Annotated in this window: 20 protein-coding genes; 11 read left to right on the top strand and 9 right to left on the bottom strand. The window is 71.2% G+C overall.

What is annotated here, in order from left to right:
• Positions 1-97: 97 nt before the first annotated feature.
• Both ACFXK0_RS02905 and ACFXK0_RS02900 read left to right on the top strand, forming a co-directional pair.
• On the top strand, positions 98-892 hold the full coding sequence (locus ACFXK0_RS02905; RefSeq protein WP_379407983.1) for an enoyl-CoA hydratase/isomerase family protein: 795 nt from the start codon (positions 98-100) through the stop codon (positions 890-892).
• Between the two features lie 81 nt (positions 893-973).
• Positions 974-2,221, top strand: a complete 1,248-nt coding sequence (locus ACFXK0_RS02900; RefSeq protein WP_379407982.1) for a class I adenylate-forming enzyme family protein — start codon at positions 974-976, stop codon at positions 2,219-2,221.
• Here ACFXK0_RS02900 and ACFXK0_RS02895 read toward each other — a convergent pair whose 3' ends face one another.
• The gene (locus ACFXK0_RS02895) at positions 2,222-2,965 is read right to left on the bottom strand and encodes a tyrosine-protein phosphatase (RefSeq protein WP_379407981.1); all 744 of its coding nucleotides are present in this window, start codon (positions 2,963-2,965) and stop codon (positions 2,222-2,224) included. It abuts the gene before it with no gap.
• A 403-nt stretch (positions 2,966-3,368) separates the two neighbouring features.
• Here ACFXK0_RS02895 and ACFXK0_RS02890 point away from each other — a divergent pair, with 403 nt between their 5' ends.
• Together ACFXK0_RS02890 and ACFXK0_RS02885 are read left to right on the top strand one after the other, a co-directional pair.
• On the top strand, positions 3,369-3,848 hold the full coding sequence (locus ACFXK0_RS02890) for a TetR family transcriptional regulator (RefSeq protein WP_379407980.1): 480 nt from the start codon (positions 3,369-3,371) through the stop codon (positions 3,846-3,848).
• Positions 3,849-3,896: 48 nt separating this feature from the next.
• Positions 3,897-5,075, top strand: coding sequence for an alanine racemase (locus tag ACFXK0_RS02885; RefSeq protein ID WP_379407979.1), 1,179 nt, complete (start codon positions 3,897-3,899; stop codon positions 5,073-5,075).
• Positions 5,076-5,127: 52 nt separating this feature from the next.
• On the opposite strand, the gene ACFXK0_RS02880 is transcribed toward ACFXK0_RS02885, so the two are convergent.
• Both ACFXK0_RS02880 and ACFXK0_RS02875 read right to left on the bottom strand, forming a co-directional pair.
• Positions 5,128-5,748, bottom strand: coding sequence for a phosphoribosyltransferase (locus ACFXK0_RS02880; RefSeq protein WP_379407977.1), 621 nt, complete (start codon positions 5,746-5,748; stop codon positions 5,128-5,130).
• 11 nt (positions 5,749-5,759) lie between these two features.
• Entirely contained in the window at positions 5,760-6,617 is an 858-nt protein-coding gene (locus tag ACFXK0_RS02875; RefSeq protein WP_379407976.1) for a carbon-nitrogen hydrolase family protein, read from the bottom strand.
• A 62-nt stretch (positions 6,618-6,679) separates the two neighbouring features.
• Between ACFXK0_RS02875 and ACFXK0_RS02870 the strand changes: the two genes are divergently transcribed.
• Together ACFXK0_RS02870 and ACFXK0_RS02865 are read left to right on the top strand one after the other, a co-directional pair.
• Positions 6,680-8,485 (top strand): DEAD/DEAH box helicase, encoded by a 1,806-nt coding sequence (locus ACFXK0_RS02870; protein ID WP_379407974.1) that lies wholly within the window; start codon positions 6,680-6,682, stop codon positions 8,483-8,485.
• A gap of 95 nt (positions 8,486-8,580) precedes the next feature.
• On the top strand, positions 8,581-12,351 hold the full coding sequence (locus tag ACFXK0_RS02865; RefSeq protein ID WP_379407973.1) for an AAA domain-containing protein: 3,771 nt from the start codon (positions 8,581-8,583) through the stop codon (positions 12,349-12,351).
• Here the strand turns inward: ACFXK0_RS02865 and ACFXK0_RS02860 are convergent.
• A complete protein-coding gene (locus ACFXK0_RS02860) occupies positions 12,348-13,115 on the bottom strand; it encodes a GTP-binding protein (RefSeq protein ID WP_379407972.1) in 768 nt (255 codons plus the stop codon). The two genes, ACFXK0_RS02865 and ACFXK0_RS02860, sit on opposite strands and share 4 nt — an antisense overlap.
• Positions 13,116-13,216: 101 nt before the next feature.
• On the opposite strand from ACFXK0_RS02860, the gene ACFXK0_RS02855 reads away from it, so the two are divergent.
• Together ACFXK0_RS02855 and ACFXK0_RS02850 are read left to right on the top strand one after the other, a co-directional pair.
• Entirely contained in the window at positions 13,217-13,663 is a 447-nt protein-coding gene (locus ACFXK0_RS02855; RefSeq protein WP_379407971.1) for a Zn-ribbon domain-containing OB-fold protein, read from the top strand.
• A complete protein-coding gene (locus ACFXK0_RS02850) occupies positions 13,656-14,858 on the top strand; it encodes a lipid-transfer protein (protein ID WP_379407969.1) in 1,203 nt (400 codons plus the stop codon). Before ACFXK0_RS02855 ends, ACFXK0_RS02850 begins: the two co-directional genes overlap by 8 nt.
• A gap of 52 nt (positions 14,859-14,910) precedes the next feature.
• Here the strand turns inward: ACFXK0_RS02850 and ACFXK0_RS02845 are convergent, their stop codons facing one another.
• The 4 genes from ACFXK0_RS02845 to ACFXK0_RS02830 are packed head-to-tail and all read right to left on the bottom strand — an operon-like array spanning position 14,911 to position 17,907.
• On the bottom strand, positions 14,911-15,615 hold the full coding sequence (locus ACFXK0_RS02845) for an ESX secretion-associated protein EspG (RefSeq protein WP_379407968.1): 705 nt from the start codon (positions 15,613-15,615) through the stop codon (positions 14,911-14,913).
• Complete coding sequence (locus ACFXK0_RS02840) at positions 15,612-16,892, bottom strand: WXG100 family type VII secretion target (RefSeq protein WP_379407967.1); 1,281 nt, start codon at positions 16,890-16,892, stop codon at positions 15,612-15,614. The genes ACFXK0_RS02845 and ACFXK0_RS02840 overlap by 4 nt, the downstream gene beginning before the upstream one ends.
• Positions 16,885-17,283, bottom strand: a complete 399-nt coding sequence (locus ACFXK0_RS02835; protein ID WP_379407966.1) for a hypothetical protein — start codon at positions 17,281-17,283, stop codon at positions 16,885-16,887. Before ACFXK0_RS02835 ends, ACFXK0_RS02840 begins: the two co-directional genes overlap by 8 nt.
• 18 nt (positions 17,284-17,301) lie before the next feature.
• Positions 17,302-17,907 (bottom strand): alpha/beta hydrolase, encoded by a 606-nt coding sequence (locus tag ACFXK0_RS02830; RefSeq protein ID WP_379407965.1) that lies wholly within the window; start codon positions 17,905-17,907, stop codon positions 17,302-17,304.
• A 246-nt stretch (positions 17,908-18,153) separates the two neighbouring features.
• On the opposite strand from ACFXK0_RS02830, the gene ACFXK0_RS02825 reads away from it, so the two are divergent.
• Positions 18,154-19,059, top strand: coding sequence for a hypothetical protein (locus ACFXK0_RS02825; RefSeq protein WP_379407964.1), 906 nt, complete (start codon positions 18,154-18,156; stop codon positions 19,057-19,059).
• 35 nt (positions 19,060-19,094) lie between these two features.
• Here ACFXK0_RS02825 and ACFXK0_RS02820 read toward each other — a convergent pair whose 3' ends face one another.
• The gene (locus ACFXK0_RS02820; protein ID WP_379407962.1) at positions 19,095-19,925 is read right to left on the bottom strand and encodes a hypothetical protein; all 831 of its coding nucleotides are present in this window, start codon (positions 19,923-19,925) and stop codon (positions 19,095-19,097) included.
• Between the two features lie 191 nt (positions 19,926-20,116).
• On the opposite strand from ACFXK0_RS02820, the gene ACFXK0_RS02815 reads away from it, so the two are divergent.
• Positions 20,117-21,289, top strand: coding sequence for an acyl-CoA dehydrogenase family protein (locus tag ACFXK0_RS02815; protein ID WP_379407961.1), 1,173 nt, complete (start codon positions 20,117-20,119; stop codon positions 21,287-21,289).
• A 9-nt stretch (positions 21,290-21,298) separates the two neighbouring features.
• Positions 21,299-22,426 (top strand): acyl-CoA dehydrogenase family protein, encoded by a 1,128-nt coding sequence (locus ACFXK0_RS02810; RefSeq protein ID WP_379407960.1) that lies wholly within the window; start codon positions 21,299-21,301, stop codon positions 22,424-22,426.
• Positions 22,427-22,433: the final 7 nt, after the last annotated feature.

The following is a 22,433-nucleotide window of genomic DNA, read 5'->3' as shown; positions in this document are numbered from 1 at the left end:
CCGACGAGTCGAAACTGTAGGGCACTTCCGTGCTGGACAGCTCATCATGCCAACGACCACCGACACCCCGGGGTTCCGCGGGTTCTACGCTGACCGGATGAGTGATACGAAGCCGACCCGTTTGACGCGCGAATTCACCGAAGCCGGTGCCGAGATCGCCACGATCACCCTGGCCCACCCGCCGCTGAACCTGTTCGACCGCGCGCTGATCGACTCGCTGATCGCCGATCTCGCCGCGGTGACCGCCGAACCGCCGCGTGCGGTACTGATCAACGCCGAGGGCAAGGTCGTCTCCGGCGGGGTCGACGTGAACATCTTCGACGGGCGCAGCGTCGAGGAGGGCGCGCAGCTGTGGCGTGAGCTGTTCGAGCAGATCATCCACCCGATCGAGGCGCTGCCCTGCCCGGTGGTCTTCGCCGCGCACGGGCTCACCCTGACCGCGGCCTTCGAGATCTCGCTGGCCTGCGACATCATCCTGGCCGCCCCGAAGGCCAAGTTCGGGCTGGTGGAGACCGTGGTCGGGCTGACACCGTCGATGGGCGGCCCACAGCGGCTGGCCGAGCGCGCCGGTTCGGGCCGGGCCAGGGAGTTCGTGATGACCGCCGACCTCTACGACGCGGCGACCATGGCCGAGTGGGGCGTGGTCAACGCCGTGCACGATGACCTCGCGCCCGCGGCGCTGGCACTGGTCACCCGGCTGGCCGATGGCCCGACCCGGGCGCACGCGGCGACCAAGCAGATCATCGAGGCGTGGCGTTCCGGCGGTGTGGCGCACGCGGATTCGGTGACCCCCGAGGTCTCCGGCGCGCTGTTCGCGACCGAGGACCTGCGGGGCGCGGTGCGCAGTTTCCTCGAGATCGGGCCAGGTAAGGCGACCTATCGCGGCGAGTGAGCGCGCCGAGTGCCTGACAGGTATGTGATCCACGTCATATAGTTCAGGTGCGGTGCTGCATCGACGTACGTGGAGGTCCGGATGGGTCACAGCGAGCACGAACCGGGCGCGACCATCATCGAGTTCCCCGCGCACTGTGCGGCCGGGCCACTGCGCCGCGGTTCCGACGGCGTGCTGCGCTACGGCGATCTCAGCCCCGCGCTCACCGAGCTGCTCGACCTGCGGGTGCACGCGTTCACCGGCCGCGAGGCCGTCGTCGAGGTCGGCGGCCCGCGGCTGACCTATCGCGAACTGTGGCACAGCGCCGCGCGGATCGCGGGCGGGCTGCAGACGCACGGCATCGGCTACGGCGACCGGGTCGCGGTGCACATGCCGACCAGCGTCCGCTGGGTGCAGGCGTTCCTCGGCGCGCTGCTGTCCGGCGCGGTGCCGGTGCTGGTGCCCGACGCCCTGCCCGCGGCCGTCGCCGCGCGCGTGATCGCCGACAGCTGTGCCGATTTCGTGCTCGGCCCCGATGGCCCGCTGCCCGACGGCACCGCCTTCATCGATGACGGCGCCGCTCTCGACGACCCGGCCCTGCTCTGCTACACCGGCACCGCTGCGCGGCAGCCGGTGCCGGCCGGGGTGGAGCTGAGCAACGAGAATCTGCTCTCGGCAGTGTCTTCGGTGGTCGGCGCGCTCGGCCTGCCCGCCGACGGGTTGCGCAATCTGGTGCTGCTGCCGCTCGCACACGCCAGCGGTTGCGTCGACCAGCTGCTGCCGACCTTCGCCGTCGGCGGCACGGTGGTGCTCGCCCCCACCGCGCGTGATCTCGCCGACGTGCTGATCACCGAACGCATCGACACCGTCTCGGCGACACCACGGATCTTCGCCGGGCTGCTACCGGAACTCGCTGTGCGCCGGGCGGGTTCGGCGGTCCGGCGGATCAGCAAGGCCTGTCACCGTTCCGAGCGCGCCGCCGCCGCGGCCCCGGCCACCCTCACCGCCGCCCTGCGCGAGCTGTTCCCCGCCGCCAGACAGTGGTCGGTGTGGGGTGCCACCGAGACCAGCGGCATCGGCCTGATGGTCGACGACACCGACCTCGCCGACACCGGCTCCACCCTGGGATTCGCCTTCGGCGGCACCGAATTGGCGCTGTCGGGCCCCGAGGCGACGGCAGGCCGCGGCGAATTGCTGTGCCGCGGGCCGAATGTCAGCCGCCGCTACTGGAACGACCCCACCGCCTCGCGCACCCGCTTCAGCGGAACCTGGTTCCACACCGGCGATCTGGTGAGCATCGACGCCGACGGCCTGGTCCGCGCCGAGCCGCGTCGGGTCAGCGGGCTCTAGTCAGACCAGACACTCCCGCAGGTCGGCGCGCAGGGTGCCGGTGAGGCCGATCTCGGCCAGGTAGCCCTCGGTGTCGCCGTACTTCTCGCGCACCGTGGCGTCGGCGGTGCGCAGGTATTCGGCGTGCACGCCGAGCAGGTCGACCGAGAGCGCGTTGCCGTCGGAGATCTTGGGTTCGAGCAGCCTGCGTAGTGGTTCGACCGCGTCGTTGCTGGCCAGGAAGTCGGCGTAGACCGCCTCCTCGGTGACGCCGACCGCGCGCAGCAGCGTCGCGACCGCCCAGCCGGTGCGGTCCTTGCCCGCCGCGCAGTGCACGAGCGCGGCGCCGTCACCGGCGATGATGGAGCCGGCCAGCCGGGTGATGGCGGTGTGCGCCTCGGGCAGGGTGGGGAAGTGGCGATACACCTCGATCATGTGGGTGCGGGCCGAGCTGGTCCGCGCCTCGTGCGGGGGCGCGTCGTCCATCCGGGAGTCGAACGGGGTGATGTGCAGGCGCACGCCGTCGGGGAGGGTGTCGTGGCCGATGTGGTCGATCTCGGCGCGGCCGCGCAGGTCGTGCACATCGGTGACCCGCAGCTCGCGCAGGGTGGCCAGGCCCCGCTCGTCGAGGCCGCTCAGCTGGGCCGAGCGCAGCAGGATGCCGGGGCGGGTGGTGGCGCCGTCGACGGTGCGCAGCCCGCCCACATCGCGGAAGTTGAAGGTGCCGCTGATGGCGAACTGGTCGGCAGAGGGGGAGAGAGTCACTTGACCAGGTTATCGGTGGCACCGGGCGTGGCGCGTCCGAGTTCGCGGAACGGACACGCAGTGTGTCGTGTCCGTTTCGCGAGGTGTCGTTGTGTTGTCCCCCACAGCTCGGGGTCGAGCGGACGCTGACTTGTACGATTGACCAAGTATGTGGTTTTCGGCGCGTGGGGGCGTCGGATGTTTTGGAATGTGATCAAATTCAGGCCGTATGGTCGGTTTTACATAAGGTCGCATTCGGATAACAAAACAATCTTTCAGTCTGAAAATGGCGGGAGAACCAGTTCGTGAATCCAGAAAACCTTCTAAGATCGAGCTCGCTGGATAGGACGATCGGTCATCGAGTGACCTGTCTACAGAGCTCGCATCGACGCGGGCAGCGAAATTTGTTGCCGAGGAGTTGTCGTTGAGCGCCAGTTTTGAACTTACCGAAGCGCCGCTGCGGCCAGCCATCTGCCACGCCGTCGAGCAGGCCGCCGCGAGTATCGACGTCACCGGGTTGCGGGCCCTGCGGGTATTCCTGCACGCCGGGATGAGCGCCTACTGGCCGCTGGTGAAGGCCGCCCCGGCCCGGCAGGTCGCCGCCTACGAATCGGCCGTGCAGACCCTGCGGCAGCGCTGGTCGCCGACGGGTGAGACGGTCGGCGATCCGGCCGCGGCCGCGATGTTCCGGCAGATGGACGAGGAGGCCGTGGCCTTCCTCGGGCTCTGCGCACAGCGCTCGGGCACCCAGTGGATCGAACCGCTGGACTCGGTCGCCTCCTATCTCGTGTCGGTGCTCTACGGCGCGGTGCTGCGCTGGCTCGCCGACGGCAACGACGAGACCACCCTGGTCGTCATCGACGACCTGGTCGGCTGCCTGACCCTCAAGGCCGTCGAAGTCTGACCCCCAACAATGCTGGACGACTGACCAAATAGGTGGTTCAGTAGTCGGGTGACCTCCCCGACCTCGCTGCACGATCTGCACGCGGCGACCGCCGAGCTCGATCCGCCGCTGGCCGCCCTCGACCTGGCCGCCCTCGATGCCAATGCCGACGACCTGGTCCGCCGGGCGAACGGCGTCGCGATCCGCGTGGCCAGCAAGTCCGTGCGCTGCCGCGCCGTCCTCGAACGCGTCCTCGGCACCGACCTCACCGCCCAGGGCGGATTCGCCGGCATCATGGCCTACTCGCTGCGCGAGGCCGTCTGGCTGGTCCGCCTCGGCGCCCGCGACGTCCTGCTCGGCTACCCCACGGTCGACCGGGCCGCCCTCGCCGAACTCGCCGCCGACCCGGTCCTGGTGCGCTCGATCACCCTGATGATCGACGACGCCGCCCAGCTCGACGCCACCCGCGAAGCCCTCGGCACCGCGCTGGTCCACCCCCGCGTCTGCCTCGATGTCGACGCCGCGCTGCGGATCGGCCCCCTGCACCTGGGCACCCGCCGTTCCCCGGTCCGCAGCCCCGACCAGGCCGCCGCCCTGGCCACCGCGGCCGCGATGCGCGGATTCGACGTGGTCGGCGTGATGACCTACGAGGCGCAGATCGCCGGCCTGCCCGACAGCAATCCTGCGGTCCGGGTGGTCAAGCGGCTCTCCGCGCTCGAGATCGGCCGCAGGCGGACCAGGGTGCTCGACGCGGTGCGTTCGGTGACCGGCCCGCTCGAGCTCGTCAACAGCGGCGGCACCGGTTCGATCGAGGTCTCGATCACCGATCCCGACGTCACCGAGGTGACCGCCGGATCCGGCCTGTACGTGCCGACCCTGTTCGACCACTACCGCTCGTTCACCCCGCGCCCCGCGCTGTTCTTCGCGACCCCGGTCCTGCGCAAACCCACCCCGAGCATCGCCACGGTCTTCGCCGGCGGCTACATCGCCTCGGGCCCGGCAGGCCCCAGCCGGGTACCGCTGCCGGTCTGGCCCGCCGGTCTGAAACTGCTCGGCTCCGAGGGCGCGGGCGAGGTACAGACCCCTCTGTCCGGCGGCGCCGAACTCGAGATCGGCGACCGGGTCTGGTTCCGCCACGCCAAGGCGGGCGAACTCTGCGAACGCTTCACCGAGATCCACCTCGTCGACGAAGCAGGTAACCGCACCACCGTCCCCACCTACCGCGGCGAAGGCCAGTGCTTCGGCTGACCGGAAAGGTTCGGAGCTGGGCCGCGTCGTGCGCGAGTGGAAGGCAGCCCGGTCAGCCGAGTAGTTCGGTGACCTCGGCGTCGGCGAGCTGGTGGAAGTCGGTGTAGGCCAGGCCGACGCCGCCGAGGTCGGCCGGGGTCCACAGGCAGACGAGTTCGTCGCACTCTGGGCTGACCCGGCGCACGGCTTCCGGGGAGGACACCGGGACCGCGACCACGATCCACACCGGTTCCTGCTCGCGGGCGACCCGGCAGGCGGCGGCCACCGTCGCGCCGGTGGCCATGCCGTCGTCGACGATGATCACCGTGCGGCCGGTCAGCGGGATCGGGTCGCGCTCGCGCAGCACTGCCTGCCTGCGTGCGAGTTCGGCCAGCTCGGTCTGCTCGACATCGATGAACGCCTGCTGCGAGACACCGCTGCGATCGACGACATCGCGATTGAGCACCAGCACCCCGCCCTCGCCGAGGGCGCCCATCGCCAGCTCCGGCTGCCAGGGCAGGCCGAGTTTGCGCACCAGCAGCACGTCGAGTTCGCCACCGAGCGCCGTCGCGACCGCGGCGGCCACCGGCACCCCGCCGCGCGGCAGCCCGAGAACCAGGGGATTCGTGTCGCGCAGATGCTCGAGAGCCGTGCCGAGGACGCGGCCCGCCGCTGCGCGATCCGGGTACACCATCGCCTCGAACGCTACTCCGCGACGGCCTCCGGCGATACGCGCTCGACCACGCTGAAACGGCGCAGTGCCAGGCTCGGATTGGCGGTGCGCACCCGGGCGAGATGGGCCGGGTCGATCCCGGCGACGAGCACGCCCGGCTCATCGCCCAGTTCACCCAGTACCGCGCCGGCCGGGTCGACGATCATCGAGGCGCCCGCCCCGCGCGGCGCGCACTGATCGGCCGCCGCCACATACACCGTGTTCTCGATGGCGCGGGCGCGCAGCAGCGTCGTCCACTGGTCGATCTTGGCCGGGCCGGGAATCCACTGCGCGGGCAGCAGCAGCACGTGCGCGCCCGCCGCGGCGACACGCCGACAGCCCTCCGGGAAACGGAGGTCGAAACAGGTCTGCATGCCGAATATCACACCGTCGACGGTGAAGGTGGCCGGCGCGACGAGCGGACCGGCCGCGACGACATCGGATTCCAGGTGCCCGAACGCGTCGTACAGATGCACTTTCCGGTACACCGCGAGTAGGTCGCCCCCGGGTCCGTGCGCGACGAGCGTATTGCTGATCCGGCGCGAATCCGGCGCCGGGCGTTCGACCACACCGGCCACCAGCCACACCCCGAATTCGGCTGCCAGCGCGGCGAGTCCGGTGGTGAACGGGCCGTCGAGGGGCTCGGCGGCGGCCACCACCCGCTCGTCGAGGCGGGTCACCGCAAACATCGAGTATTCGGGTGCGAGCACCACCCTGGCCCCCGCCGCGACGGCGGCGCGGAGGTGTTCGCGCAGGGACGACAGATTCGCGACCGGGTCGGTCCGCGGCGCGAATTGGACGACCGCGACCGGCACCGGCTCCTGATGCGCTGACCGGTTCTGTAGTTGCATAGGTCTCACCGTATTCACCTGGTGGTTGGGACAGCTACCGTCAGGCGGTAAAGTCCTGGTCAATGAGTACCAATGAGGTCGACAGCGTTCCTGCCGACGACGACAGGCACGACGACGGCCCGACCTTCGCCGACCTCGGGATCGATGACCGCGTGCTGCGGGCCATCGCCGATGTGGGCTACGAGTCGCCGTCCCCCATTCAGGCGGCGACGATTCCTCCGCTGCTGTCCGGCGCCGACGTCGTCGGGCTCGCCCAGACCGGCACCGGCAAAACCGCGGCATTCGCGATCCCGATCCTGATGGGTCTGGACACCGCGCAGCGCAAGCCGAGCGCCCTGGTGCTCGCGCCGACCCGTGAGCTCGCGATCCAGGTCGCCGAGGCCTTCGGTAAGTACTCCGCGCACATCCCCGGCCTGCACGTGCTGCCCATCTACGGCGGGCAGAGCTACGGCGTGCAGCTGTCGGGTCTGCGCCGGGGCGCGCACGTCGTCGTCGGCACGCCCGGCCGCGTCATCGACCACCTGGAGAAGGGCACGCTGGATCTGAGCCAGCTGCGCTACCTGGTGCTCGACGAGGCCGACGAGATGCTCAAGATGGGCTTCCAGGAAGACGTGGAGCGCATCCTGCGCGATACGCCCGACGACAAGCAGGTCGCGCTGTTCTCGGCGACCATGCCGGGCGCGATCCGCAAGATCTCCAAGCAGTACCTGCACGACCCGGTCGAGATCACGGTCAAGTCCAAGACCCAGACCAACACCAACATCACCCAGCGCTATGTGCAGGTGTCGCATCAGCGCAAGCTCGATGCCCTCACGCGCGTACTCGAGGTCGAGGACTTCGAGGCGATGATCATCTTCGTGCGCACCAAGCAGGCCACCGAGGAGCTCGCCGAGAAGCTGCGCTCGCGGGGCTTCTCCGCCGCCGCGATCAACGGTGACATCGCGCAGAACCAGCGTGAGCGCACCATCGGCCAGCTCAAGTCCGGCGCGCTCGACATCCTGGTCGCCACCGATGTGGCCGCGCGTGGTCTGGACGTGGACCGCATCTCGCACGTGGTGAACTACGACATCCCGCACGACACCGAGTCCTATGTGCACCGCATCGGCCGCACCGGTCGCGCCGGCCGTTCGGGTGAGGCGCTGCTGTTCGTCGCGCCCCGCGAGCGGCACCTGCTCAAGGCGATCGAGCGGGCCACCAAGCATCCGCTCACCGAGATGCAGCTGCCCAGCGTGGACGACGTCAACGCCCAGCGCGTGTCGAAGTTCGGTGACTCGATCACCGAGAACCTGTCCTCGGACAATGTGGCGCTGTTCCGCAAGCTGATCGAGGACTACGAGGCCGAGCACAACACGCCGCTGGTCGACATCGCTGCTGCCCTGGCCGTCGCGTCCTACGACGGCGACAACTTCTTCATGGCCCCCGAGCCGGAACCGGCCCCGCGCCGGGAGCGCGAGTTCCGTGATCGCGATCGGGAGCGTGCCCCGCGCCGCTACGACGACGAGGACCGTGGCCCGCGCCCGCCGTCGTTCTCCCGCGAGACCGGCCAGGAGCTGGCCACCTACCGGATCAGCGTCGGCAAGCGACACCGCGTGGTACCCGGCGCGATCGTCGGCGCCATCGCCAACGAGGGCGGCCTGCGCCGCAGCGATTTCGGGCACATCAGCATCCGCCCGGACTACAGCCTCGTCGAGCTGCCTGCCAACCTGCCGCACGAGACGCTGGAAGCCTTGCGGCGCACCAGGATCAGCGGCGTGCTGATCCAGCTGCAGCCCGATCAGGGTCCGCCGGCGCAGCGGCTGAATTCGCGGGGTCCGCGCCGCGATCGCGAAGCACGTCCGCGCACGGAACGTCGTAAGCCGCGTTCCTGACGGGGCTTACGGCGGGTAGCGCCCTGGTCGCCCGCAGCGCTGGTTAAGGTGTTTGCCGTCGGGTGTGCGTGAACACAGGAGGGCCGCGCTTGTTCGTGTCCGGTGATCGGGTGATCGGTGCCGTCGGCGACCTCGCACGCGCGGCGAACTGCGAGTTCGCGCTGTTGCGTGCGGTCGACGCCGCCCTCGGCAACCTGCCCGCGGGCCCGGATACCGCCGTGCCCCTGCGTCACCGCGCCGAGCCTGCCCCGAAGTTGCTGGCGCACTTCGGTTCCCGCTTGATCGCCATCCCGGCCGCGGACGTTCCCGGGGCCGATCCGGCCGCCCGGATCGCCGCGCTCACCACCGCCGCCAGGCTCACCGACGAGGCGGTGCGCGCCGGCGCCGAGGCGATCGCCGGGGCGGTGTTCTTCGACGGCCGATTCGCCTGCGGGGTAGACCTGTTGCTCCGCGCCACCGACGAACCCCGCTACACGATGTACTCCGCGCTCGCCTCCGGTGGACCGGTGGTACCCGCCATCGTCCGTCGCCCACCGGTCGCGGCCGCCTCCGGTGCGCCTGTCGCGCGAGCTGCGCATACCGATCATGTCGACCCCCGATCGAGCGGTTCTGAGGTCGACCACTGGCGTCGGGGTTCGGCGATGTCGGCGGAGTTCTCGGACCGTTCCGAGGTCGACCACCGGCGCTCGGGTTCGGCGATGCCTGCGGATTTCGCGGATCATCCGGAGGTCGACTACCAGCGCTCGGGTTCGGCGGAGTTCGCGGACCGTTCTGAGGTCGACCACTGGCGTCCGGGTTCGGGGATGCCCGCGGAGTTCGCGGACCCTTCGGAAGTCGGTGGAGCCGATCGTGGGGTGACCGGCAGTGCGCGGGAAAGTCGTTTCCCGGCAGCCGGATCCGGGCATCGGGCCGGGGGATCGCCGGATGCCGAGGATGTGCGCGTGCTGCGCCGGGAGCTGGCGGCGGGGCGTACGCCGTTCGAGCGGGTGGCTGCGTCGGTGCCGGTCGTGCGGGCCGATCCGGTCCGGGAATCGCTGGTCGCGCGGCTCGAATTCGCGGCTGTGGCACAGGAGCTCGTCGCGGCGGGTGCGAGTGTCGATCTGTCGGCGTATCTTTCGTCGGCGCTGGGGGAGGAGCGCACGGACGCGGCCGAACTCACCCCGCTGTATCTGGCTCGGCGGACGCGGGTGGAACGGATCGTCGAGGAGAAGCTGACCGAACTGCTGCCGGTGCAGTGGGGTGACCCGCGCTATCTGGCGTGTGGCCGGTGCCCGAGCTGCCGGACCGCGGTGGCGACGGCGCGGGATCTGTTGCTGGTGGCCGGGATCCGGCCGACCCAGCGGGCCCGCCTGCGCGAAGCCGGGATACTGACCGTCGATCGCCTCGCCACCACCGGCACCCCGGTCCCGGGGCTGACCCCGCGCACCGTGAGCGCGCTGCGCCGCCAGGCCGAGATCCAGCTGCACCGCGAACGCACCGGCGAACCGACCTACGCCCTGCGCGATCCCAGCGCGCTGGGCGCCCTGCCCGCGCCCTGCCCCGGTGACCTCGCCCTGATCGTCGATGTCGACCAGCACGGCACGGTCACCACGGTCGAACTGGCCGACGCGGATTCCGTCGTCTTCCAGCCCGACCGGCCGATCCCCGACACCACCCTCGACGAACTCCTCGACATCGTCACCGAACACCGCGCCACCGACCCGGATGTGCGTGTCTACCACTACGGTTCGGCCGTGCGCACGGCCCTGCTCGACTGGTCCGGCCGGACCGGCGCCGGCGCCGATCTGCTCGACGCGCTGCTGGCCGCGGGCGCCCTGGTCGATCTGGCGCCCATCGTGCGCACCGCGGTCCTGATCGGCGAACAGTCCTACGACACGACCGGTCTCGCCGCGCTGCTGCCCGAGACGCACAGCCGCGCGGGCACCGTCCTCGGTATCCGCGACTGGCTGCTCGCCAGGGCCGCCGATGCCGGAATCGAGGTGCCGGGCAGCCGATTCGAGGTCGGCGCCGCCGATTTCCCGCCGTCGCTGCGCACCGGTTCGCTCGAGGCCGCGCTCACCGAGTTCGCCGCCGACGCCGACGGTGACGCCGCCAGGGCCGCCGCGCTGATGGCCGCGGTGCTCGGCTACCACCGGCGGGAACGTCAGCCGCGCTGGTGGGCGCACATCGACCGGCTCGGTCATCCGGTCGGCGAATGGGCCGACGAACCCGGCGTCCTGGTCGCCGAGGGCGGCACCGTCGACACCAGTTGGCATCGCACGCCACAACTTCCGACGATGCGCCGCTATCTGACCCTCACCGGCCGCCTCGGCACCGGCGCCACCCTCACCCCGGGCACCCAGATGGTCACCATCTACGACGGCGCCGCCGCGGCAGGCATGACCCAGACCCTGGGCCGCCGCGCCACCGCGACGGCGACCGTGCTGGGCAGCGCCGTCGACGCGAACTTCGACGACGTCGTCCGTCTGGAAGAACTCCTGCCCGCCGGGTGTCCGCCGTACGATGACCTCCCCGCCGCCATCGCCCCCGGCCCGCCCGACGGCGAGGCCGAGATCGAGGCCGCGCTCGAGTCCACCGCCCAGGACCTGCTGGTCACGCTGCCCTGGGTGCCCGAGAACGCCGTCTACGACCTGCTGCTGCGCCGCCCGCCCCGGCTGCGCGACGGCCAGGCGCTGCCTGCGCCGCACGGCGATCTCGCCGCCGCGCTGGCCACCGCCGTCGGCGCGCTGGACGCCTCCTACCTGGCCGTGCACGGCCCGCCCGGTACCGGCAAGACCGACACCACCGGGCACGCCATCGAACGGCTGGTCACCCGGCACCGGTGGCGGATCGGGGTGGTGGCGCAATCGCACGCGGTGATCGAGCGGATCTTCGACGCGGTGGTCGAGGCCGGGTTGCTGCCGCAGCTGGTGGCCAAGAAGGACGTCGCCGCGGTGGGCCGGGAATGGTCGGCCATCGACGCCGCCCGCTATCCGCGCTTCCTCGACAACGCGGTCAACGGCTGCGTGATCGGCGGTACCCCGGCCGATTTCGTCGACGACTCGCTGATCCTGCCGCGCAGCCTCGACCTGCTGGTGATCGCCGACGCGGGGGAGATCTCGGTGGCCGACACCGTCGCCGTCGCCGTGAGCGCGCGCAATCTGCTGCTCGTCGGTGACCCGCAGCCGCCGCGCGCCCAGGCCGCGCACCCGCTGCCGGTCCAGCTCTCGGCGCTGGGCTGGCTCTGCGACGGCGCGCCCACCCTGCCCGCCGCGTACGGATATTTCCTGGACCGCACCTGGCGGATGCACCCGGCGGTGTGCGCGCCGGTGTCGGCGAGCTGCTACGACGGCGCCCTGCGGGCCAGCGAAACCATCACCCTGGCCCGCGATCTGGCCGGGATCGCGCCGGGCGTGAGCACCGTACTGGTCGAACATCGCGGCAATGCCACCGAATCCGACGCCGAGGCACGCGAAGTGGTGCGCCGGGTCCGCCTGCTGCTCGGGGAGACCTGGACCTCGGGCGGGCGCACCCGCAAGCTGCACCCGCACGATGTCTTCGTGGTCGCCCCGTACGCCGCGCAGGTCGCCCGGATCCGGACATCGCTGGCGCGCGCCAAGATCGAGGACGTGCTGGTCGGCACGCCGGATCGGTTCCGTGGCCGCGAAGCCGCGGTGGTCCTGCTGTCGATGACCACCTCCACCCCCGCCGACGCGCCCTTCGGCATGCGGGCGCTGCTCTCGCCCACCGTCATCCACGCGACGCTGAGCCGCGCCATGTGGAAGGCGATCATCCTGCGCTCACCCCTGCTCACCGAATACCTGCCCGGCACTCCGGAAGAACTGGCGGCCCTCACCGGTTTCCTGCGGCTCGGGGGCGCGGACTAGTAGTCGAGGGTGTGTTCGGGCTGGCACACGTGCAGGGGCGAGGGCAGGTACCGGACGATCGCGTCCAGGAGCGGGGCGATGTCGTCGCTGCTGGGCGCCGGATCGCACAGGATCGGTGCCGCCTCGCCGATCCGGGTGAGCCGGCGGATCCGGTCGGAGAGATCGGCGGCGGGGATTTCGCGCAGGCCGCGGAATTCGGCGGCCGCGCTGGGATCCTGGGCCAGCACCGCCGCGACCAGTTCGCGATAGCGCCGTTCGGCGAACGCCCAACGGCTGCCGAAGAACTCGGCGGCCATCGGCGCGAGCGCCCACATCCCGACCAGGTCGACGACGCCGTCGAACCCGGCGCCGCTGCCCAGTGGAGCGTGCAGTGGCAGCGGGACCGCTCCCCGGGTGCCCGCGATGGTGCGCACACAGCGGTCGAAATCGGCGGCGGGCTGGTCGAGTCCGGTCACCAGGCACAGCCGGGCCACCTGATAGTCGTCGGCGACCCGCAGGATCGACTCGAGCCGTGCCGCGTCACCCCCGGCGGCGGGCACGACCGCGATCACCCCCTCGGCCACCCGGATGAACCGTTCGAGTTCGGCCAGCGGCGCGTGGCTCGACAGTTCGGCGAGGCGGATCGTGTGCTCGACACCGTCGGCCGACCAGCGGATCTCGGTGCGGCCCCGGCTCAGCCGATGCCGGATCCGTGCCGTCTGCGCGGGGTCCCCGATGATCGTGACATTGCAGATCGTCTGCGGGTCGATGGCGTCGGTGCCCAAGTGCTCCTCCGGTGAATCCGGACCTCACCGTACCGCCGCCGGTGCCCCGGAGGTGCGGGTTTTCACACCAAAGTAGAACGTGTTCCTATATCGTCGGCCGGGTGCAGAAAGAACAACGCCCAGCGGTAGAAGGCTGGTTCACCGCCGAGGACGGCGCGGTACGTCTCGCGGGCAGTCGCTGCGAAGTGTGCGGCACACCGTACTTCCCGCGGAACACGCTGGCCTGCCGCAACCCGCAGTGCACCGCGCCCAAGGACGGCTCCGAACTGGCCGAGTACGCGTTCTCCACGCGCGGCCGGATCTGGTCCTACGCCGACGCCAGGTACAAACCGCCGCCACCGTACGTCTCACCGGAGCCCTTCGAGCCCTACATCGTCGCCGCGGTGGAACTCGAGGTCGAGAAGATGGTGATCCTCGGACAGGTGGTGCGCGGGGTGAGCGTGGACGACCTGGCTGTCGGCATGCCGGTCGAACTGACCGTCGGCGTGCTCTACGAGGACGATGACGCCGAACACACGGTGTGGATGTGGAGGCCGGTCGATGCCTGAGACGAATGATCGCGATATCGCCGTCCTCGGTGCCGGTATGCACCAGTGGGGCAAATGGGGACGGAACTTCGTCGAATACGGGCTGGTCGCGGCCCGTGCGGCGCTGGCCGACGCGGGGGTGGACCACCGCGATGTCGGCTACGTCGCCGGCGCGGACACCATCCGCAACGGTTACCCCGGTTTCGTCGCGGGCGCGACCTTCGCCCAGGCGCTGGGCTGGTCGGGTGCGCGGATCTCGAGCAGCTACGCGGCCTGTGCCTCCGGTGCCCAGGCCATCGCCAATGCGCGCGCCCAGATCCTGGCCGGTCTGACCGACGTGGCGCTGGTGGTCGGCGCCGACACCACCCCGAAGGGCTTCTTCCAGCCGGTCGGCGGGGAACGCCGCGACGATCCGGACTGGTTGCGGTTCCACCTGCTCGGCGCGACCAACCCCATCTACTTCGCGCTCTACGCCCGCAGGCGGATGGCCCTGCACGGCGCCACCCTGGACGACTTCGCCGCGGTCAAGGTGAAGAACGCCAAGCACGGCCTGAACAACCCGTACGCCCGCTACCGCAAAGAGGTCTCGGCCGAGGACGTCGCCGCCTCGGCGATCGTCTCGGATCCGCTGCGCCTGCTCGACATCTGCGCGACCAGCGACGGCGGTGCCGCGCTGGTACTGACCTCGATGGAGTACGCGCGCCGCCACGGCATCGCCGATCCGGTCCGGATCAAGGCGCTGTCGACGGTGACGCCGACCTTCCCGAAGACCGTGCTCGACCTGCCGGACTTCGCGACCGATTCCGCCGTGGCCGTCGAGGCGCCGCAGCGCCCGTTCCGGGCCGACCTCGCCCACGCCGCCTACGAGGAGGCGGGCCTGGGCCCCGACGAGCTGTCCCTCGCCGAGGTCTACGACCTGTCCACGGCCCTCGAACTGGACTGGTACGAGGACATCGGGCTCTGCGAGGTCGGCGGCGCCGAACAGCTGTTGCGCAGCGGCGCGACGACGCTGGGCGGGCGCGTCCCGGTGAACCCCAGCGGCGGGCTGGCCTGCTTCGGTGAGGCGATCCCCGCGCAGGCCATCGCCCAGGTCTGCGAGCTCACCTGGCAGCTGCGTGGCCAGGCCGACGGCCGCCAGGTCGAGGGCGCGCGTGCGGGCATCGCGGTGAACCAGGGCCTGTTCGGACACGGTTCGGCGCTCATCGCCACGCGCTGAACCAGCGGCGACGAGACACCGAAAACCCGGGTGACGCCCGGGTTTTCGGGTTTCAGACGCTGCGCAACAGACGCCGCAGCCAGTCGACGCAGGCGTCCGCGGTGGCGGGCGTGATGTCGATGTGGTGCGCGGCGTGCACGAGGTAGCGGCCGTCGCCGGCCACATCGATCCAGGACAGCACACCGACCGGCTTCTCGTCGCTGCCCGCGGCCACTAGGATCTGGCCGATGCCGGTGCGCGGGCGTTGCAGCAGCTTGCGGATGCGCGCCGCGTCCGAGGGGCCCGCCACCGGCGCGGTGACCAGGTCGCGGCTGTCCTCGCGGACCTTGGCCGCGGTGGCGCCGATCCGGGGCAGCCCGCCCGGACGCTGGCCGGGCAGCCGCGAGAAGACCTGGGCGGCAAACCGTTTCGTGCTGCCGACCTGCACGTGCACCGCGTCGCCGCGATCCTCGGCGCTGCCGGGCGCCTGCACGGCGAGCACCGCGATGTCGGCGCTCACGGCGCCGAGCATGCGCACCGGCGCGGTATCGCGGCCGCACACCTCGACCCGGATCTCGGGCTTGGCCAGCACGCGCAGCGCGGCCGACACATCAGCGTCCACGGTGCGCGCGCACCAGGCGTCCAGGGCGGGCTGCTGGGCGGCGCGTTCGAGGGTGTCGCGGGCGGACGCGCGAACGGCGAGCGGATACGGGATCCGGTCGCCGTCGGTGCGCGCCCAGGCCAGCGCGAACTGGTCCGGGGTGAAATGCCAGTTCACTCCCGTTCGGTCCACTCACCGAGCACGGCGGGGCTGGTCGGATCCATCCTGCCGATCAGCGCGTTCACTTCGTCGGCGGGCTCCAGATAGGTCGGCTCCTCGTCCAGGAACCGCAGGAACTCGTCGTCGTCCTCGAACTCCTCCGGCGGCGCGGGATGACGCGGACCGCCCGGCGCGCGCTGCTGGTCGGCGACGGCCATCGCCCCGCCCATCAGGCCGCCGACCGCCCCGGCGCTCATGCCCGCCGCGGCGTCACCGCCGGCCGCGGTGGCGTCGAGGTCCGGGCGCATATCGGTGCCGGCCGCGTCGGTGCTCTCAGTGCTCGCGGGTTGTGTTGCGGCAGCGTCGGTTCGCGTGTCGGAGCGGCGGTTGCGGGGGCCGGTGCCGGGAACTCCCGTCGCGATGGTGGGGCTCTGCGTTGCACCGGAGGTGGTTGTCGTCGCTGTCGTGGCGACGCGGCCGGGCTGGGTGGCACCGAGCGGGGTCGCGGCGGCGGTCGTCGTGGCCGGTGCCGACGCAGCGGCCGGGCCGGAGCCGGTGGTCGTCGGCTGGGTGGGGGTGCCCGATGCCGCGGTGGTGGTGTCCACGGGGAGCACGGCCACTCCGGCGACCTGGACCTCGTCGGTGGTCGAGGGCGCCGTCACCGCCGGGTTCGAGCCGGCCGGCGTGACCGCCGGGGTGCCCGGATTGCCGGCCGGGAGATCGGAGCCGGGGACGGTCCCGCCGGTTCCGTTGTCGAGACCGGGGAAGGACGGCACGCCCGATCCCGTCGGCACCAGGGCGCCCACGTAGATCGTCTCCATCGCCTGCACCGCGTCCAGCCGCGCGTTCTCGGCATCGCGCGCGATGGTGGCATTGTCGGCGGCCCGCTCGGAATCCAGCAGCGCGGCGGCCGGATCCGGCTGTGCCGCATCGGGTTCGGCGACGGCGGCACGCACGGATTCGGCGGCGTCGCCCGCGCGGGTCAGCCGCACCCCGACCGCGGTGAGCACATCGGCGATGCGCCTGCCCGCCTGTTCGAACTCGGTCACCGCGTCGGCCGCCTGCTGGGCGGCGCCGCCGCGCCAGCCGTCGGCGAGGGCGGCGCGGATCTCGCTGTGCGCGTTGTCCACCTCGTCGCCGAGGCCGGTGGCGGCGGTCAGGAAGGCGGTGCCGGCGGCACTCAGCGCGGCCGGGTCGAGCCGGCTCACGGCCTGGTGGATCTGCGCGTGCGAGAGATTGTCGAAGACCTCGACGGCGGCCACGTAATCGGGATCGGTGCCGGACAGGCTACGCATCGCTGTCTCCCTGCAGTTCGAGGGCGGTGACCGCGCCGGCCAGTGCCTGGTCGTTGTCGCGGTAGGCGGCGCCCGCCGCACGCAGCACGGCGGCCAGCTCACGCGCGGCGCGCGCATAGGCCCGCAGCTGCTCGAGCGCGTCACCGGTCTTGGACTCGAAGCCGGTCCGCAGCGCGGTGCCGGAGGCCAGCTCACCGAACCCCGGCAGCACCTCGGCCTGCCCGAGTACCGGCAGCTGGGCCTCCACGGCGGCGGCCAGCCGTTCGTAGCGCAGCGCGCACTGTTCGGGTGCGCCGTCGGCGACCAGCACGCCGTCGAGCCACAACCCGCCCTCGTCGACCGCAGTGCCCAGCGCCGCCGTGTTCGGCAGCCCCGTTCGATTCGGTTGCACCGTTTCCCCCTTCGTCGTTCATCGCACCGCGGCGAGAACCCACTCCGCGATATCGGCGGTCACGCGCTGCTGCACCGGTTCGTGCAACAGGTCGTGGCCCGCGTCGGCGTACTCGCGCAAATCTACCGATCCGTGCCGTGCTGTCCATAGCCGGATCACATCGATCGGGGCCCGCCGATCATCCACACCGTGCACCGCGAGGACCGCCGGCTCGGGGTCGACGCCGATCTCGGCACACCGGCGCGGGGTACCGCAGACGACGAGTCCGGCCAGGTCGCCGGGCTTCTCGGCGGCCACCGTCAGCGCGGTCGCCGCGCCGAGGGAGTGCCCCATCAGCACCGGCGCCGAGGTGCTGTCCGCCCGCGCGAGATCGAGGAGTCCGCGGGCGTCGGCGGCGAGTTCGTCGAGGGTGCCCGGCGCGGCCGGATCGCCCTCGCTCAACCCCTGACCCGAGGTGTCCAGGGCCCACAGCTCGATCCCGGCTGGGCGCAGCGCGGCCGCGAACCGGTGATAGTGGCCGCTGTGCTGACCGGTGCCCGGCAGCAGCACCAGCCTCGCCGCCGGCTCGTCGAGCGGCCGGCGCCGGTAGTGCAGGCGGCCGCGGTCGCTGTCGAAGTAGGGCACCGTTCGATTATGGCCGTCGATGGGCGGCGACGGTATGGGGACCACCCGGTTTTTCCGGGCGCTGTCTTGTGATCACCGCGTCGAGCTGATGAATTGTCCTGTGCGACAAGATCAGTCCGAGCGTGCCCCGGTGTGCAGGCTGTGGGTTGTGGCGGCGGTCGGGAGGGCAAGGTGCGCTCACCATCGCGCGGCTCGAGCCGTTAGACTTCGCGCGTCGAACTGGGTCCCACAGAGTCGAGGTTGTGCATGTTGTCGTTCCGTCGTTGCGTCGCCCACGTCGTCGTCGGTGCGGCCGCCGTGACCACCGCCTCGATCGGTGCAGGCGGTGCGGGTGCCGCGCCGGTGGCCGCGTGCGCGCAGGCGAGCGCGGACGTCGCCATCCATTCGACGGTGCCGCTGCTGGACTGGTCGGAGAACTTCGGTATCGACGGCTCGGGGAACCTGTGGGTCTCCCGGGTCCTGCGCGGGCAGGTGCAGCGCTACGACAGCGACGGGCGGCTCACCGCCACCGTCGAGGTCGCCGCCCCGGGTGCGGTCCGCCTCGGCCCCGACGGGCTGATCTATGTGGTGACCGGCAATTCGCCGCTGGCCGGCACCGGCGGGATCGTCCGCTTCGACCCGGACGCCCCGAACCCGACCGCTTTCGCGACCGGTTTCCCCCAGCCCAACGGCGCCGCCTTCGACACCGAGGGCAACCTCTACGTGACCGCCGCCGACGGCGTGCACCGCCTGCGCCGCGACGGCAGCGAGGACATGGACTGGTGGGCGGGTGTCGCCGTCGACGGCCCCAACGGCATTGCGGTGTCCGGGGATTCGGTCTACGTCACGGCGAACTTCGTGGCCGGCTCCGGCCAGGTCGCCCGGGTGCTGCGGCTCTCCCGCACCGACCCCGCCGTCAGCACCACCATCGCCGACCTGACCTCCTTCGGCACCATGCCCGACTTCGTCGACGACCTGGTCGTACGCGACGGCATCCTCTACGTCACCACGCTGGCCGGGCACCTCGTCCGGGTCGACCCGGTCTCCGGCATCGCCTGCAACGTGCTGTCCACCCAGCCACTCACCGCCGTGGTCGCCGATCCGGCGAATCCGTCGGCCCTGCTGGCCGGTTCGGAAGAGGGAACCGTCCTGCGCATCCGCCCGATCGGCTAGACCCACCGGCCGGAGCCGACGCGGTCGGCCTGGGTTCAGCCGCCGACTTCGACCGCGGACGGGGCGCTCGGCGGCTCCGGTGCGGGGGCGGGCGTCGTGGTCTCCGCGGGGGCCGGAGCCGGTGCGGGAGCGGGGGTTTCAGGGGCCGGGGCCTGGGTGTTCGGTGCGCCCGAGGAGGATTCGCCCGAGCCCGGGTTGACGACTTCCGGTGCGGGGGCGGGCGGGGCCGCGGGGGCCTCGGTCTGCTCGACCGGCAGGTCGGGAATCACGAAAGTGCCGACGGTGGGGGTCATCACGCAGCGCGCGCCCGGGTAGTCGATGGAACCCCACATCGAGGCGATCACCGTGCCCGCGCCGGTGTGCACGGTCTTCGACAGCGACGGCGAGTGGTATTCGGTCTGATCGTCGAGGGCGACGATGCCGCTGTGGCCGGTGTTCACATTCACCCAGGCCACGCTCAGCCCGGAAGACAGCGGGATGCCGGTGTGGCGCGGGCTCGCGCTGAAGCGGATGTCGCCGGGGGTCAGGCTCAGCTCGGTGCGCGGGCCGGGGCCCTCGTAGGTGGCGGCGGCGATGATCGTGGTGATCGGGCCGTTGCTGCCACAGCCGAAGGTCGGCGCCGCGTAGGTGAACGGGGTGAACTGCGCGGAGACGTCCTGCAGCGCGTCGGCCCCGACGAGACTGGTGAAGCTGGCGAGCGCGTCGACACCGGCCTTGGTCGCGGTGTCCTCGCCGGCGATCTCGGTGAGATGGGTGATGCCGTCATCGAGGGGGGCCGCGCCGACCGGTGTCGCCAGCAGCGCCAGTGCGCCGATACTCGCCGCGGTGACCGTCGCCGCCTTGCCCGCGAGGGATCTGCCGTTCACCCGTAACTCCTCGATGGTGTTCGTCGCCGGTTCCCCGGCTCGTCTGGCAACGTACCAGGTCGCTTCGCGGGCCGGGGAGCGTAGCCGGCGCGGCACGCGACGGCCGGGGGGAGGTGTGATGTAGTCGACACCGAGGTTTACCAAGGGGTAGGTTTTCTTCTCGACGGCTTACTAGACGCTGGGAGACCCGTATGAAGTTGGCCCTGTCCCCCGAAGAGGTCGCGTTCCGCGACGAGCTCCGGCAGTTCTATCGCACCGAGATCCCCGTCGAGATCCGCGACCGCGTGAAATACGGGAACGAGTTGTCCCGCGAGGACATCGTCACCGCCAACAAGATCCTCAACGACCACGGCCTGGCCGTACCCAACTGGCCGGTGGCCTGGGGCGGCAAGGACTGGACGCCGATGCAGCGCCACCTCTGGCTCGACGAGATGCAGCTGGCCTCGGTGCCCGAGCCGCTGACCTTCAACGCCTCGATGGTCGGCCCGGTCATCGCCCAGTTCGGCTCCGAGGGACTCAAACAGCGTTTCCTCCCGCCGACCGCCGCACTCGACATCTGGTGGTGCCAGGGCTTCTCCGAGCCCGACGCCGGCTCCGACCTCGCCTCACTGCGCACCACGGCGGTCCGCGACGGTGACTCCTACATCGTCAACGGCCAGAAGATCTGGACCACGCTGGGCCAGTACGCCGACTGGATCTTCTGCCTGGTGCGCACCGATCCGAACGCGCCCAAGAAGCAGGCGGGCATCTCCTTCCTGCTCTTCGATGTGAAGTCGCCGGGTGTCACCATGCGCCCGATCAAGCTGATCGACGGCAGCTTCGAGGTGAACGAGGTGTTCTTCGAGAACGTCCGGGTGCCGGCCGACCAGCTCGTCGGCGAGGAGAACCAGGGCTGGACCTACGCGAAGTTCCTGCTCGGCAACGAGCGCACCTCCATCACCGGTGTCGGCAAGACCAAGGTCAAGATCGGGCTGGCCAAGGACTACGCCCGCGCGGTCCGCACCGGCCACGGCACCCTGCTCGAGGATCCGGTCTTCGCCGCGCGGGTGGCCGAACTGGAGAACGAGCTGCTCGCCCTGGAACTGACCCAGCTGCGGGTGGTGTCCAATTCCGCCGACGGCAAACCGAATCCGGCGTCCTCGGTGCTGAAGCTGCGCGGCTCCGAACTCCAGCAGGCGGCCACCGAACTGCTGCTCGAGATCGCCGGCGCCGACGCGCTGCCGGTCGGCGCCGAGGGCATCGCGTCACCACCGTGGGCCCAGCACACCGGCCCCGGCTACCTGAACTACCGCAAGGTGTCCATCTACGGAGGCTCGAGCGAGGTCCAGCGCTCGATCATTTCCTCCACGATCCTCGGATTGTGAGGCGCTGACATGGATCTCGAACTCACCGGCGAACAGACCATGCTGCGCGACACCGTGCGCGAGCTGCTGCACCGCTTCTACGACGGCGAAGCCCTGGCCAAGGCCGGCGACACCGATCCGGGCTGGAACCGCGCGGCCTGGAAACAGCTCGCCGACCTCGGCGTACTCGGTCTGACCATCGACGAGGACGACGGCGGCGTCGGCGCGGGCCCGGTCGAGGCGATGCTCGTGCAGGAGGAACTCGGCCGCGCGCTCGCGCCGGAACCGGTGCTGGACGCGGTGGTGATCCCGGCCGCGCTGCTGAAGCTGACGGGCAGCGCCGAACAGCGGGCCCGGCTGCTGCCCGAACTCGCCGCGGGCGAGAAGCTGCTCGCCTTCGCCCACGCCGAACCGGGGACCCGCTGGCCGTCCACCGAGATCGCCACCACCGCGACCGCGCAGGGCGACGCCTACACGCTGACCGGGGTGAAGAATCCGGTACTGCGCGGTGACTGCGCCGACGAGCTGATCGTCAGCGCGGTGCTGCCCGGCGGCGGGGTCGGGCTGTTGCTCGTCGACCCGGAGCAGGCCGGGGTGACGCGGCGGACCTACCGGACCTTCGACGGCAGGCGCGGCGCGCAGTTCGACTTCGACGGCGCCACCGGCGAACTGCTCGGCGACACCGTCGACGCGGCCGAGCAGATCGCGCTGGTCCAGGGTTACGTGCAGGCGGCCCTGTGCGCGGAATCGGTCGGGGCGATGGAGGTCGCGCTCACGCTGACCACCGAATACCTCAAGACCCGCAAGCAGTTCGGCGTCACGCTCTCGAAGTTCCAGACGCTGACCCAGCGCGCGGCCGACTGCTACGTCTCGCTGGAACTGGCCCGCAGCATGAGCCTGTGGGCCACCGCGGCGCTGGCCGACGGCGGCAACGATCCGGTGGTGGCCTCGCGGGCGCGGCTACAGGTCGGCAAGTCCGCCGAGCACATCGGGCAGGAGGCGATCCAGCTGCACGGTGGTATCGGTGTCACCGCGGAGTACCCGGTGAGCCATTACGTCGCCCGGCTGACGGCGATCGGGCAGACGCTCGGTGGTGCGCTCGAGCACCGGCGGGTCCTGGCCGACCGCGTCGGCACCTACGATCTGCCGCAGCTCTAGGTCGTCG

Source organism: Nocardia sp. NPDC059177 (assembly GCF_042755165.1).
GTDB lineage: Bacteria > Actinomycetota > Actinomycetes > Mycobacteriales > Mycobacteriaceae > Nocardia.
Note: the sequence above shows the minus strand (reverse complement) of the source record. Positions and strands in the feature narration are given on the sequence as shown.